The organism is Clostridium sp. J1101437_171009_A5 (assembly GCF_015547905.1).
GTDB lineage: Bacteria > Bacillota > Clostridia > Oscillospirales > Oscillospiraceae > Pseudoflavonifractor_A > Pseudoflavonifractor_A gallinarum.
Genome location: NZ_JADMVY010000005.1, coordinates 127232 through 141100 on the forward strand (window position 1 = coordinate 127232; position 13869 = coordinate 141100).

The window sequence follows — 13869 nt, forward strand, 5'->3', positions numbered from 1 at the left end:
GGTTCCAGTGAAATCCCATTTTCCCCCGGCTCCAGCGCGATCCGGGCTGGGCTCTACTCTGTAAAATCCAAAAAGAGTGCCTCTCGATCCGGAAGGCGAAGGGCAAGCAGCTGGTTTTTCCCCGCATAAACGGTCTCCAGCTTTGTGTTATGGGACAGGTCCAAGGAGAGCAGCTGGTTATCCGTACAGTTCAGATAGGTCAAATCGGTCTGCTGGGAGAGGTCCAACGTCTGAATGAACGTATGATTCCAAAGCACTGTCTCCAGTTTTCGGTTCTGGGACAAGTCCGCAGTGGTCAGCGTCCCGCCCAGAACATGGAGGATCTGCAATTCCGGATTTCCGCTCAGATCCAATTCTGTCAGCGGGCTGCCGCCCCATGCAAAATAGGTCAGTTTGGGTACATCGTGCAGATCCAGTTCGGAAAGATTGGAGTGAAAGCAGTAGAGATGTTCCAGTTCCGGAACCCCTTCCAAACGCAGCTCAGAGAGCCTGGGATTCTCATTGCAGGTCAGCGAGTTCATGGCGGGAAAATCGGTCAATTCCAGGATAGTAAGATCGTTTTCGCTGCAATTCAGACTCTCCAGATTTCGAAAATACTCCAGGCCTTGCAAATCCTGAATTCCCAATTTTCTCAGGTCCATTTTTGTCACTGCGTCCAATTCCATCTGGGAGAGACTGCCGTCACGATCGGTATCCCGGTCGCTTACCCAGCTCAAAAAAGCGGGGTCCGGAAAGGTCTCGCTGTTCAGCGGGATCTCCGCTTCCTCTGCCGCTCCCGCCATCATCATTCCGCTCATGATCCCCAGCAGTGAAATCAGCACCGCTCCTGTTTTGCATTGTTTCATGGGCCCTCCCGCTCCGTGCAGATCTGTACTACTCTATCGTTATACAATTCATGATACAGCATTTCAGCCCAAAGAGCGGTTGTCTGCCCAACGGGATATCAGATCGGACGCCCCTTTTTCATTACTATTCGAAATTTTATATAAAATATTACATTTTATCATCACTTAAACCCCCATTTTATTCCGTTTAAAAGGCAAAAAGCCTCAAGTAATCTTTTTTTCGAAACGTAAATTTTTTTCTTGACAAAGTGTCATCGCTCTTTTACAATAGCACTCAGCAATTAGATACCTGTGCGAGATGCACGTTTGACCATCCGTCTGCCAGGCGGATCGAGGCTACACGGACGGCCGGGTCAAATGCCGAAAACCCGTCGAAGAGCCGGGGACCGTACCGCGGGTACGGATTGGCAACTTTTGTTGCCTTATTGATGGAGCCGCTTTCGCTCCGATTTTATAAGTTGGTTTACTTTATAACCTGCGCCTGGCGCACATCAACTTGTGAAATGGTCAATAAGAGTGATTTAAAAGTCTTGCATCCGCAGGAACAATCTCTCTCGACGGGGACTCCATCGGTATCGTTATGGAGAAAATTTCGCAGACACGGTGTGCCAGTATGGGTGGCGCATCGTGTTTTTTTATCATCCGCCCCTGGCGGTGGTATAAAAATCTGCTGAGGTATCGAGGAGAGAGACATGAAACACACGAACCATTTCCTGACCCTGCTGCTGGCAGGCGCACTGACCCTTTCGGTCACCGCCTGCACCGCTGCTGCCCCGAAGGAATCCGCGGCCGCTGCTCCGGCCGACCCCGAGGCTGCTTATGAGAGCTTCTTGAATGCGGTATCCCCGGACTATGCCTATGATATCGCCTATGAGCTGACCACCAACCCGGATTTCTTCAATTCGGAGCTGGGCGGACGGACCGCGGGCAGCGATGCCGAGCATGCCGCTGCGGACTATCTGGTGCAGACCATGGAGGAGATCGGCCTCTCCGACGTGGAAAAGGTGGCGGCCGACTGCGACCGCTGGCAGTTCAACGGCGCCTCTTTTACGGTGGACGGCGTGTCCTATCCGGTCTACTCCTATGCCACCGCCAGCACCCCCGCGGAGGGTATCACCGCCGAGGTGGTCTATGTGGGAAAGGGTACCATGTGGGACTATGAGGGCCTGGATGTGACCGGAAAGATCGTGCTCATCGACATCGATCAGCGCAACGACTGGTGGATCACCTACCCCATGCTGGAGGCCCAGCACCAGGGCGCCGCCGCCATTCTGGCGGCCAATGTGGGCGGCTTCTCTCAGATCGCGGATGACGCCCTGAACTGTCAGGATATCTGCGGTCCCACCGCCATCCCCACCCTGTCCATCGGCCTGTCCGACTCCCAGGAGATCCAGGAAAAGCTGGCCGCCGGTCCGGTTACCGCCACGCTGGTCGTGGACAACGAGGTCAATGTGGGTGAGGGCACCACGTACAATATCATGGGCCGCATTCCCGGCAAGTCCTCTGACCATCAGATCCTGGTGGGCGGACACTATGACGTGCACTTCAAGGGCTTCCAGGACGACAACTGCGCCGTCGGCCTGGTCCTCGCCATGGCCAAGGCTATGATCGACTCCGGCTATCAGCCCGAAAATGATCTGGTCTTCTGCCTGCACGGCGCGGAAGAGTGGGGTTCCTCCTACACCCAGTACGACTGGACCGTGGGCGCCTGGGAGATGATCAACCGGGTCCACCCGGACTGGGTGGGCAAGACCCTGGCCTTCCTGAACTTTGAGCTCCCGGCCTATGAGTTCGACACCTATACCAGCTCCTACTCCGCCCCCGAGATGTACGCCATGCTGGACTACTTTGTCAACGAATATCCCTACTCCCCCGAGCCCGAGGGATGCTTTGAGGACGGCGTGCTGACCGAGGGGTATCAGACCTACACCTACTCGGATGACTTCTCCTACTATGCAGCCGGCGTCCCCTCCACGGTCAACGGCTTCCTGCTGCAGAAGGACATGGAGACCGTCTTCCCCTTCTACGAGGAGATTTACCATTCCCAGTACGATACCCCTGAAACCTACAACGAAGCGGTCATGAACTTCAATATCCGCTATTACGGCGCCCTCGCCATGTACATCGACCAGACTCCCGCGCTCTATCTGGACTTCACCGCCCAGTATGACCGAATCCTCGCCTCGCTGGATGAGGAGCTTCTGACTCGGGTGGGGGTCGACATGGACGCCTACCACACCGCTCTGGAGTCCCTGAAGGAGACCGCCCAGGCCATGAGCGAGGATATCTGCTCCGTCAACGAGGCCTATGCCGAGGCCCGGAACGCCCAGGATACCGCCAAGATGGAGGAGCTCTGGAACCGCGGTCGGGAGCTGACCGCCCAGAATCTGACCGCTTTTGCCTATGCCCAGAAGCATCTGCTGGGTCTCATGTATGAGCGTCCCATCGTCCCCCACGAGGCTCCCCAGGAGAACATCACCCTGTGTGAGAACATCATCTCCTGTCTGGAGGAGGGCCAGGTGGCCACTGCGGTGGACGAGTATGCCTGGACCGTGAACAACGTGCTGGAGTGGTATGCCATGTACTTCTCCCCCGAGGTCATCGCCATCCAGGATGACATGCTCTGGGGTGAATCCAACGCCGACAACCTCTACTGGGGCACCGGCAAGAGCTTTGCCAAGGCCGATGTGGACCAGGCCACCCGCAGCCTCTATGTCCGCTACGAGGAGGAGGGCGGCGACTTCTCCCAGGAGATCGCCGTCTATCAGAAGGCCGTGGAGGCCCAGAGCGAGATCCTTCTCCAGCTCGCCCAGCAGGAGATCGACTCCATCAACGAGTTGACCCAGCTGCTCGCCTAATGGCAGATTTCCTCTGCCCGTGGATCATCCCGAATGGATTTCCACCACACTGAGACAAACCGGGCTTGCCGTCTGCACATCGCAGGCGGCAAGCCCGGTTTCTTTGTTCTGATATTGCGGCACGAAGTCTCTGCTCAGCCTTCGATCTTCATGGTCTCCATCTGTTCTCTCGTCACGCCATTCTTCCTGCCATACGCTTCCCAATAGCGGCTGGACGCTTTCAAAAAGAGCTTTTTCGGCAGGGGCATCGTGACGCCCATGACCCGCTCTCGGTCCTTGGCCACGGCGCTCGCCAGTGTTCGGATCCTGGCGCGTGCAAAGCCACGGAAGGGGGTGTCCAGAATGGCCTCTCCTCCCCCGATTTTCAGCACAGCGCCCATGGGATAGCCGTTTTTACGGGCAAACAGACGGATCATCTCCACCGCGATGTTATTCTGCTCCAGCTCCAGGAAGCCGCAGTTGATCAGCACCGACAGCGTGGGCCGGTTCTCAGGTGGGTGCTCCTCCAGGTACTTCAAAAATTCCAGCAGTACCACCGGCAATCCATCCACATAGAGTGGAAAAACCAGCAGAACGCGGGAAGTCTCTTCCATCGCTTCCAGCACCTTGGCCTGTTCCGTTTTGATGAGGTCAAAGTACACCGTCTCCAAAGGACAGGCCTCCGAAAACAGCTGGGCGTAGCGCTTGGAATTGGATCGAGGCGCTCTCGGGCTGCCGTTGAGGATCAGGATAGAATCCATTTCTGCACCTCCTCCCGTACAGCCTGCTCCACCGCTTCCTCCGGAACGAACCGGACCTGATGGCGTGCAAAGTTCATGTTGAAGGCATTCCGGTCCACGAGACGACGGAACAGCGCCTGTTCCTCCTCGGAATCGGCGCCATAGCCCAGGATAACAGCATCCTTTGTCGCCACGGCGCGCTGCACATGGTGGGTCTCCCCATGGTGCAGGCGGAGAAAGGCCTGCTGCACCGGGATGGAGCGCTCCAGCATGGTCTTCATCGTGGTATCATAGCCGCCATACCTCACCCGGCTCACATACAGAAGCCGGGTGCTGGCGGCAATGGCCGGATAGACCTTCACGGCGTCATCCCGGATGACACAGCGGCCCGGTGTTTTGGTCCAGCAGCCAAAACAGCCGATGCAGTGCTTGATGTTCAGACTGGACAGGTCGATATACTCCAGATCCGGCACGGAAAGTCCCGACAGATCCAGAGGTCGGTCGCTTAAGATGAGGTTCATAAAAACTCCTGATATTGGGTATGTTTCGCTCAGGTAAACGGAGCAGCGTGGTCTTCTGCCTCACGATAGCTTTCCCCGATATGGAGATCCAAGCCGCGCTTCCGGGACGATCAATAGTTATCCTCGTGGATCTCGAAGAAGCTCTTTCCGTACTGGCAGGTGGGGCACACCTCCGGCGCGGCCGTGCCCACCACAATGTGGCCGCAGTTGCGGCACTCCCACACCTTGACTTCGCTCTTCTCGAAGACCTGTGCGGTCTCTACATTGTGCAGCAGCGCACGGTAGCGCTCCTCGTGGCGCTTCTCAATGGCGGCCACCAGGCGGAACTTGGCGGCCAGCTCCGGGAAGCCCTCCTCCTCAGCGGTCTTGGCAAAGCCGTCATACATGTCGGTCCACTCGTAATTTTCGCCCTCGGCGGCATGGCGCAGATTCTCGGCAGTGTCCCCCAGGCCGTGAAGCTCCTCAAACCACAGCTTGGCATGGGCCTTCTCATTTTCGGCGGTCTTGAGGAACAGCTCCGCGATCTGCTCATAGCCCTCCCGCAGGGCCACTGAGGCAAAGTAGGTGTATTTGTTCCGGGCCTGGGACTCTCCGGCGAAGGCGGCCTCCAGGTTCTTCTCGGTCTGGGTCCCGGCGTACTTGCCTGCGCTCTTGACAGGGGCCGCTTCCATCAGCTCAAAGGCAGAGGCGGGCTGCTTGCAGATGGGACAGAACTCCGGGGCGCTGTCGCCCTCGTGAATATATCCGCAGACTTTGCATTTCCACTTCTTCATGGTCTTTTCTTCTCCTTTCTGATTGGGACGATCCGCCTGGATGAGTCCGCTTTGGTCCTGATACGTGGTGTGGAGCATCTTCTCGGCCATCTCGCTCAGAGGCTTGCCATAAAAGGCCTCGTAGACCGCCTGAATCTCCGGGTTCTCATGGCTGCTGCGCAGCGCCATAGAGCTGTCCCGCCGGTAGAGGGCTGCAATCCGGCTCTTGCGGGTCTCGTCCCCGTCGCGCAGCAGGTCCTTGGGCTGTCCGCCACCGCCGATGCAGCCGCCCGGACAGGCCATCACCTCCACGAAGTGGTACTCCTTCCCGCTCTCTTGGATATGCTTCCAAAATGTTCTGGCATTGGCGGTGCCAAAGACCACTGCCACCTGCAGTGTCTGGTCTCCGATCTCCACCTGGGCCTCCCGCACCCCTTCATAGCCTCTCACGCTCTCCAGCTCCAGCAGGGCGGCCGGAGCCTCCTGTCCGGTGAGGTACGCATAGGCAGTACGCAGCGCGGCCTCCATCACGCCGCCGGTATTGCCGAAGATGACTCCGGCTCCCGAGGCCGTGCCCATCAGGGAGTCATAGGCCGAGTCCTCCAGGGTATTCCAGTCCACCCCCGCTTCCTTGGCCCACCGGGCCAGCTCCCGGGTGGTGATCACCTGGTCGGTATCCCGCATCCCCTCTACGCCGTGGTAGTCGGCGGCGGCATGCATCTCCTCCCGCCGGATCTCAAATTTTTTGGCGGTACACGGAGTCAGGGCCACATGGACGATTTTACGGGGGTCCAGCCCCATTTTCTGCGCAAAATAGGTCTTGACCGTGGGCCCCTGCATCCCGATCGGGCTCTTGGCGGTGGAGAGGTGGGGCAGCAGCTCCGGGGCATAGATCTCCGCAAAGTGGACCCAGCCCGGGCAGCAGCTGGTGAACTGGGGCAGCGGCCGGTCCTTCTCCGTTATGCGGCGGATGAGCTCACTGGCCTCTTCCACAATGGTGAGATCGGCGGCAAAGTTGGTATCCAGCACATAGTCCGCGCCCAGTGCCCGGAGGAGGGCCACCATCTTTCCCTCCACAAAGGCTCCCGGTTCCATCCCGAAGGCCTCGCCCAGACTCGCCCGCACGGAGGGAGAGGTGCTGACCACCACCACCCGGTCGGGGTCTGCGATGGCCTGCCGCACCTGGGGACACTCGTCCCGCTCGGTGATGCTGTCCACCGGGCAGACATTGGCACACTGGCCGCAGTAAATACAGATCGCCTTTCCTCCGGTTTGCTCCAGGGTATAGGTGCCGTGCACGCCCATTCGTTCGGTGCAGGCCTCCTTACACATACCACAGCGGATACACTTCTCTTCCCAGCGCACGATGCTGGGGTTGTCCTCCTCAATCGGGACACGGACAGACAGGGGCAAATGCTTCAGTTTCCTCACGTTCCTTTCTCTTGGGCTTCGTTTCTGCATTCCTCACATAGGTACATCAGCTTCAGATCATAGGACAGGATCGAACGACCGGCCGCCTGTTCCAGCTGCGCCGTCAGGTCCCCCAGATCCACATCCGCCAGGCGGCCGCATCGCTTGCACACCAAATGATCATGCCGCTCGATCCGATCATAGCGATCCGCCATTCCCTCCACCGATATTTTGCGGATCGCTCCCGCGCTCCACAGCCGGTTGAGGTTATTATAGACGGTCGCCAGGACGACGGTCGGGTAGGTTTTCCGCAATTCGTCAAAGACCTGCTCGGCCGTCATATGGCTTCGGGATGCCGTTACCAACTCCAGAATCTTTGCCTCGTACTTTCTCATTTCACCACAACTCTTTTTTAGAATTATTCTAATTCTATTATAGCTATTTTTTGATCTATGTCAAGGACATCTCTCTTCCCCACAAAGGACAAGGCCCCGGAGGATTCTCCGGGGCCTTGTCTTGTTTCCTGTCATGAAAACACAGCCTGTCCTGCTGGTCGCATAGAGCCGCTTCCACTTGCATAGGGTAATCTGTCCGACCGGCCAGTTTGTCCGAAAGGAGGGTCTCCCATTGGAAATCATACATCAGCATCCCATACAGGGCAACGATAAGGCCCGCAGTGCCCTTTTGGAAACGCTATGCCAGCGCTGTATCACAGAACTTCGGGAACAGCACCGTATTCTTCCCTGCTCCACCGAGGTCCGCGGAAGATAGCATCCTAAAAAATATGTGAGTGAGGACAGGAGGTGTCCGCCTTGGATGCGATCTATGCCCGGCAGTCCGTGGACAAGGCGGACAGCCTCTCCATTCAGGGACAGATCGATCTGTGCCGCCGGGAAGTATCTCTGGAATACCAGGTCTACGAGGACAAGGGGTATTCCGGTAAAAACACCGACCGCCCCGCCTTTCAGCGGCTCATGGCCGATGTGGAACAGGGGCTCATCCGGAAGATCGTGGTCTACCGTCTGGACCGCTTCTCCCGGTCCATTGCCGACTTTGGTCGGCTGTGGGAGATTCTGAAACGGCACAAAGTCGAGTTCATATCCATCAATGAGACCTTTGATACCTCCACGCCCATGGGCCGGGCCATGCTGAACATCATCATGGTCTTTGCGCAGCTGGAGCGGGAGACCACCGCCGAACGGGTGCGGGACAACTACTTCCAGCGGGCCAAGCTGGGCTCCTGGCCCGGGGGGCCGGCCCCCTATGGGTTCTCCATCCAGAAACTTCCCGCCGCGGATGGGCGGCAGGTCCCCGCTCTCTGTCCCAACGAGCACGCGTCCGTGGTAGAGCGGATCTTTTCCGCCTATGCCCAGCCGGAAGCCACTCTGGGCAGTGTGGCCCGCGCTCTGAACACGGATGAGATCCCCGGCCCAAAACGCCCCACCTGGGACAATGTGACTCTCTCCCGCATCTTACATAGCCCGGTATACGTCATGGCAGACGAGGATGTCTACCTCTTCTATCAGGGAAAGGGGCTCCGCTGCTCCAATCCGCTGGACGAGTTTGACGGCCTCCACGGGGGCATGATCATCGGAAAGCGGGACCGGAGCGCCGGGAAGTATCAGGACCTCCGGGACCAGCATTTTTCGCTGGCCCTCCACCACGGGATCATTCCCTCCACCCTGTGGCTCCAGTGCCAGTATAAGCTGGAGGCAAACCGCCAGCTGGGCGGCTCCGGCCGTGGAAAGCACACCTGGCTCTCCGGGCTTCTGAAATGCGCCCACTGTGGATACAGTGTCAAGGTAAACCGGGATGGCAGCAAGTTCTATCTGCTGTGCAGCGGGCGCTCCAACCTGGGTTTGTGTGACCATTCCATCCGGGTGGACCTGCGGACGCTGGAGGCGTCGGTAGCCGCCGAACTGGAACAGCTGCTGCTGGAGTGTCCCGATATGGAGGAACCACAGGGAGAAGATGCGGAAAGTGCCCGGCTTCTGGCGGAGATCGACCAGAAGATCGACCATCTCATGTCCGCTCTGGCCGAGGGCTCTGCCCTGACCATGACCTACATCAACCGGACCATTCAGAAGCTGGAGGTTCAGCGGCAGGAGATTCTGGCAAAGCAAGCCCAAATACATAGCAAAAAGCAGGTACCGAAGTGGAAGCGCCTTCAATTTGCCCCCCTGAGCTTTGAGCAGAAAAAGATCGTCGCCGCCCAGTTTATCCGGGAGATCAAACTGGACGGCGAGCGGGCAGAGGTGGTTTGGAGGATCTAATGGGAGAGAATCACGTAGTGTACGGCTCCTCTCATATTTTATAAAGTATAAAGGGAACCGCTGCAGAAGTTTTCATTCTGCAGCGGTTCCCTTTTCTCTGTGCTCACACTCTTAAAATACTACGACATTTACTTCCACTTTTTCAGTGCAATGATAACCAGCAAACAATCTGCAAACTCCTCACAAAATATGAATGAGTCCGAATGTTACCATCGTCATGATAGATGCTGCAATACAGACACCCAGGAAAATAGCGGGAATGGCCTTTAACCGCATGTCCAACACCGCCGCTGCCAGGGCCACGGGATAGTCCAGCCATAGGGCAGACCACCCCGCAGCTCAACAGTAGGCGCCACGGAAATCAGAAATGTGGCAATCAGTCTACCGAATGTTGTGGATGTAAGCCAGGTGATCATATAGGTCTTTCCGCCTTGTCTGGTTTAGTTTTTTTCTCGTTTCACTATATTGTTTGCGCTTTTAAAAATACTCTCTGCGGGAATCACTCCCCGGACAGACGACAAGGGATAGACACTCGTTCCGCGACCAATCACTGTTCCCGGATTCAATACGCTGTTGCATCCAACCTCCACAAAGTCCCCCAGCATGGCACCAAACTTTTTCAGGCCTGTAGGAATCTCTGTATGGCCATCTTTTACAACCACCAGCGTCTTGTCACTCTTGACATTGGAGGTAATAGAGCCGGCCCCCATATGCGCTCGGTATCCCAATATGGAATCTCCTACGTAATTGTAGTGCGGGACTTGTACGTTATCAAACAGAATGACATTTTTCAGTTCCACAGAGTTCCCTACGACGCAGTTCGCTCCTACTAGTGCGTTTCCTCGAATAAATGCACAATGCCGTATCTCTGCATCCTCACAAATAATACAGGGCCCTGTGATACTGGCTGTGGGTGCAACACGTGCGGATTTTGCAATCCAGACAAATTCATCTGGATGGTCAAATACTTCCGTGGGCAGCTGTGGCCCCAGTTTTTTCAAGAAATCGCCGATCTGCGGAAGCACCTGCCATGGATACTCTGTGGCTTCAAACAATGCTCCAGCCAGTGTGTGGGAAAGATCAAACAAATCTGGATTCTGATACATACAATTCCCCTTCTTTTATCGCCGTTATCTTTTTTGATTCACATATTCAGCCATAGACTGACAATCAAAATCTCGCAGCATATGTTCCATCTTCCGGCGGCATGCTCCAATACCATAATAATGGATCAGCGCATCCCGTTTGCTGAGTTTGAGTCTGGGCTGTTGAGGATCAATTTCCCGCGGATGCAAATAAAATACCACCGGATGCCCCTCACGGTTGACTTGCTTTGCAAACATATGAATAAACGGATAGGGCAGTGCCCGAAAATAGAATCCCCCCGAAAACGGGATATTCATCCCGGGCACCCGTACCGTAGAAGGCGGAATCTCCAGCAAGTTTGTTGCCTCCGGATGATACTGAACGGCCGGAAACGGAAATCTGGGTGCACCGCTGATTCCATACAGAAAATTTTTGAAGGGGAAAATGCTGCTGTCATACACAAACCCCTCCTCTTGCAAGATTGCAAGGGCCCAAAGAGACTCCTCCGTAATGGACCAAGATGGTGCCCGGTACCCTAACACCGCTTTCCCAGTAATATCCTCCAAGAGTTTTTTGCTCCGCTGGATATCTTCCCGAAAGGCCTCGGGTGACTGCTTATAGACCAACTGATGCCCATATCCATGACTTGCGACCTCATGTCCGGCCTGTGCAATCTTCCTTACCAAATTCGGGTGCTGTTCTGCCACAAATCCGAGGACAAAAAACGTTGCTGTGGCATTGTTCCGTTCCAGCGCCTCCAAATATACTTCTGTGTTCTCTTCCACTGTAGATTTCACTGCCGCATCATTTTGGAAAAGACCATCTTCATAATTTGCGTGGAACCAGTCCTCAGTGTCAATTGTAAAAATATTTTTCATACGCATCTCTTATATTACATCATAGTCGCCCATCGTAAAGAACCAATTCTTCACATCGCAGACGCCTTTTTCTTCCAGCGACTGATCAAACAACCGCAAAATCAGCGGAAATGGCTGCGGTTCAAATCTCTTCGGACAACGGAAAAAGCCGAGCTTTTTCAAAACCGCAGATTCCTGGGTATGTCCAAACATCAGACAGCCAGCCAGACTTGCCCCTTGGTTTTGCATCTCATGCAGAAGCTTCCGCAAAAGCCGCTCGGCAGCTTCCGCATAGCCATCGGCAAACAGGAAATCCGCCAACATGGCACACTGCATCCCGGCTACCTCCATGATCCGTCCCACCGCAAAGCAGACAGGCCGGCCATGCTCCACGGCCAGATAGGGGAAATAGGTCCTACGGGGCATATCCAGATAGCGGAACCGGACAAATGCGCCGTCCCGGATGTTCATTACCGGGTATTTCCCCTTCACCGCATTCCAGAATTCATCTACCAATTCCAGCCGCTCTTTCGTAACCGGTAAAATTTCAAGTGCTCCCTCTTTCACGCTTTCTTTGATTCGGAAAAAAGGATCGGTAGGCTTTCCAAAAACGGAGAGAACTTTACTGTGCAAAAACTCTTCCACCATCTGGGATGGGCGCAATGGACGCAGCAGGAGGGGGATTGGACCGAGTTCTTTAAAATTCAGTTTCTTGATAAAGCCGGGATAGGAATTCGGATTTGGCATCCCATAGCAAAAAGCATGCCCAAGTTCCTCTTCTCTACGGTATGTTTCTTCCGCAAGGCCAGTAAAAATACCTTGTCCCCGATACTTCTTTCCGGTGAGAGTATTGAGTGAGTTGGAACTTTGCCGCAGTTGCCCATGGATCAAAAAGCGCATGGGCCAGACCACATACTGTCCCGCCAGCGCACCATCCTGCGCATCCACCGCCAAATCGATCAGGGCATCACCCGCCGGGTTTTTAAAATACTGATATCGCAAGAAATCCTCATTGGCAATGTCATTGTCTAGTCCATACTGCTCCTGTGCCATGGATAATATCGCCGGAAAATCATCTGTCGAAAATGCTTTATGCTTCCACATACTTTCTTCCCTCAATCCATAATTCATCCATGCGTAGCAATCATCACACCGCAGACAATCACCAATACTCCAACCCACCGGGTAATTGATATACTCTCTTTGAATACAAGCATGGACGCAAGTAATACCAGCGGGAATGCCAGCGCCTGGATCGGATAGGCAAAACTGATTGGCACCTTGCTTAAAATATAGAGCCAAAGCCCAGTTGTAGCTGCATACAAGCACAGCGCACAAAATACCACCGGAGAAAAGAACAGCCGAATAATGTCCACAATCCCAGTAATCGATTTCCCACTGGAACCATACTTAAACAGCATCTGTCCTGTGGCCATCAAAGCGGTGTTTAGCAAACACAAAAGTGTCATCTTCATGATGGTTATTTCTCCTTTTCTAACTCCCGTACCCGTTGTTCCAACAATGCCACAACTTGCGCCAACTGCTTATTTTTCTCATTCAGCTTAGAGACAATGGCAGTGAGTGACATCAAGATCATAATTACACAGAAGAAAATCAACGAGAACAGTGCATTTGTCGGCTCATAAATGCCGATCAATGCAGCAAACCAATCCAAAAGATGCGGAAATACAGCCAACACCAGCATCAAAATGCCAGAAAATATCCAGAGGAGTGTATATTTTAAATGTAAACTCCTCTTTTTCAGCAGCAGGAGCAACAGTACAAAGTATACCGCCACTGCGAAAAGCATCACAATTTGAAGTGTCCTACTGATCATTTTTTGCCTCCCTTCCGTACATAAGACGGAACAAGATCAAAGCCAGGGAGACCTTGATCATATAATACACCGAACGAACCGGGTTAATCGAACTGACTCCCCCCTGACGCTCCCGCATTTGGACAGGCACTTCCACAATTTTCGCCCCAGCAAGTCCCGCCGCTAAAATTGCCTCTGGTTCGGGATAGTCTTGTGCATAATCGGCAGCAAATCGCTCAATCATGCTCCGGTTTACCGCCCGCATACCACTGGTCACATCCCGAACCTTTACACCACAGAGAAGATGAATCAGTCCACTGAGAAAATTAATCCCCAGCCGGCGCAGACCGGTTGACTGAAATCCCTCCTTTTCAAGGAAACGCGAGCCAATGACCACATCGGCTTCCCCGCGCTCAATCGGTGCAATTAGATCCTGCAAATACTGCGCATCGTGCTGGCCGTCACCATCAAATTGGATAGCAATATCATAGCCATACTCCAACGCATAGCGGTAGCCCGTCTGTACACCACCACCGATCCCGAGATTGATGGGGAGGTCCAGATAGTTGGCTTCTGCTTGTCTGAGCACGCTCTTTGTCTTGTCGGTAGAACAGTCATTGATCACCAGATACTGGATGCTCTCCGGCCCGCTCTTCTGAATATCTCTTATGGTTTTCAGAATATTTTGCTCCTCATTGTAGGCGGGAACGATTACTAAAACTTTCATATGAC

Annotated in this window: 13 protein-coding genes; 2 read left to right on the top strand and 11 right to left on the bottom strand. The window is 54.6% G+C overall.

All coding sequences use genetic code 11. The features are described from left to right. Positions 1 to 53 precede the first annotated feature (53 nt). Positions 54 to 845 (bottom strand): leucine-rich repeat domain-containing protein, encoded by a 792-nt coding sequence (locus I2C21_RS08840; RefSeq protein ID WP_195279047.1) that lies wholly within the window; start codon positions 843 to 845, stop codon positions 54 to 56. A 692-nt stretch (positions 846 to 1537) separates the two neighbouring features. Here I2C21_RS08840 and I2C21_RS08845 point away from each other — a divergent pair. Beyond that, positions 1538 to 3703 carry a M28 family peptidase gene (locus I2C21_RS08845; RefSeq protein WP_195279048.1) on the top strand — a complete coding sequence of 722 codons (2166 nt, stop codon included), beginning with the start codon at positions 1538 to 1540 and terminating at the stop codon, positions 3701 to 3703. Between the two features lie 134 nt (positions 3704 to 3837). On the opposite strand, the gene I2C21_RS08850 is transcribed toward I2C21_RS08845, so the two are convergent. The 4 genes from I2C21_RS08850 to I2C21_RS08865 form a co-directional block, all read right to left on the bottom strand. Further along, positions 3838 to 4443, bottom strand: coding sequence for an NADPH-dependent FMN reductase family protein (locus I2C21_RS08850; protein WP_195279049.1), 606 nt, complete (start codon positions 4441 to 4443; stop codon positions 3838 to 3840). Further along, entirely contained in the window at positions 4428 to 4943 is a 516-nt protein-coding gene (locus I2C21_RS08855) for a flavodoxin family protein (protein ID WP_195279050.1), read from the bottom strand. The genes I2C21_RS08850 and I2C21_RS08855 overlap by 16 nt, the downstream gene beginning before the upstream one ends. A gap of 110 nt (positions 4944 to 5053) precedes the next feature. After that, complete coding sequence (gene rbr, locus I2C21_RS08860) at positions 5054 to 7156, bottom strand: rubrerythrin (RefSeq protein WP_195279051.1); 2103 nt, start codon at positions 7154 to 7156, stop codon at positions 5054 to 5056. Further along, positions 7123 to 7500: a Fur family transcriptional regulator gene (locus I2C21_RS08865; protein WP_195279052.1), complete on the bottom strand. Its 378-nt coding sequence runs from the start codon at positions 7498 to 7500 to the stop codon at positions 7123 to 7125. The genes rbr and I2C21_RS08865 overlap by 34 nt, the downstream gene beginning before the upstream one ends. Positions 7501 to 7917: 417 nt before the next feature. Between I2C21_RS08865 and I2C21_RS08870 the strand changes: the two genes are divergently transcribed. Beyond that, a complete protein-coding gene (locus I2C21_RS08870; RefSeq protein WP_195279053.1) occupies positions 7918 to 9378 on the top strand; it encodes a recombinase family protein in 1461 nt (486 codons plus the stop codon). A gap of 440 nt (positions 9379 to 9818) precedes the next feature. Here I2C21_RS08870 and I2C21_RS08875 read toward each other — a convergent pair whose 3' ends face one another. Genes I2C21_RS08875 through I2C21_RS08900 form a run of 6 tightly spaced genes read right to left on the bottom strand, consistent with a single transcriptional unit; the run spans position 9819 to position 13864 of the window. Further along, positions 9819 to 10484 (bottom strand): acyltransferase, encoded by a 666-nt coding sequence (locus I2C21_RS08875; RefSeq protein WP_101692169.1) that lies wholly within the window; start codon positions 10482 to 10484, stop codon positions 9819 to 9821. Between the two features lie 24 nt (positions 10485 to 10508). Continuing rightward, positions 10509 to 11342 (bottom strand): XrtA system polysaccharide deacetylase, encoded by an 834-nt coding sequence (locus tag I2C21_RS08880; protein ID WP_101692170.1) that lies wholly within the window; start codon positions 11340 to 11342, stop codon positions 10509 to 10511. 9 nt (positions 11343 to 11351) lie between these two features. Then, a complete protein-coding gene (locus tag I2C21_RS08885; RefSeq protein WP_195279054.1) occupies positions 11352 to 12425 on the bottom strand; it encodes a GNAT family N-acetyltransferase in 1074 nt (357 codons plus the stop codon). Between the two features lie 23 nt (positions 12426 to 12448). Next, complete coding sequence (locus tag I2C21_RS08890; RefSeq protein WP_193539158.1) at positions 12449 to 12796, bottom strand: EamA family transporter; 348 nt, start codon at positions 12794 to 12796, stop codon at positions 12449 to 12451. A gap of 5 nt (positions 12797 to 12801) precedes the next feature. Continuing rightward, positions 12802 to 13158 carry a DUF2304 domain-containing protein gene (locus I2C21_RS08895; protein WP_193539156.1) on the bottom strand — a complete coding sequence of 119 codons (357 nt, stop codon included), beginning with the start codon at positions 13156 to 13158 and terminating at the stop codon, positions 12802 to 12804. Further along, positions 13148 to 13864: a glycosyltransferase family 2 protein gene (locus tag I2C21_RS08900; protein WP_193539154.1), complete on the bottom strand. Its 717-nt coding sequence runs from the start codon at positions 13862 to 13864 to the stop codon at positions 13148 to 13150. The genes I2C21_RS08895 and I2C21_RS08900 overlap by 11 nt, the downstream gene beginning before the upstream one ends. Between the last annotated feature and the right edge of the window lie 5 nt (positions 13865 to 13869).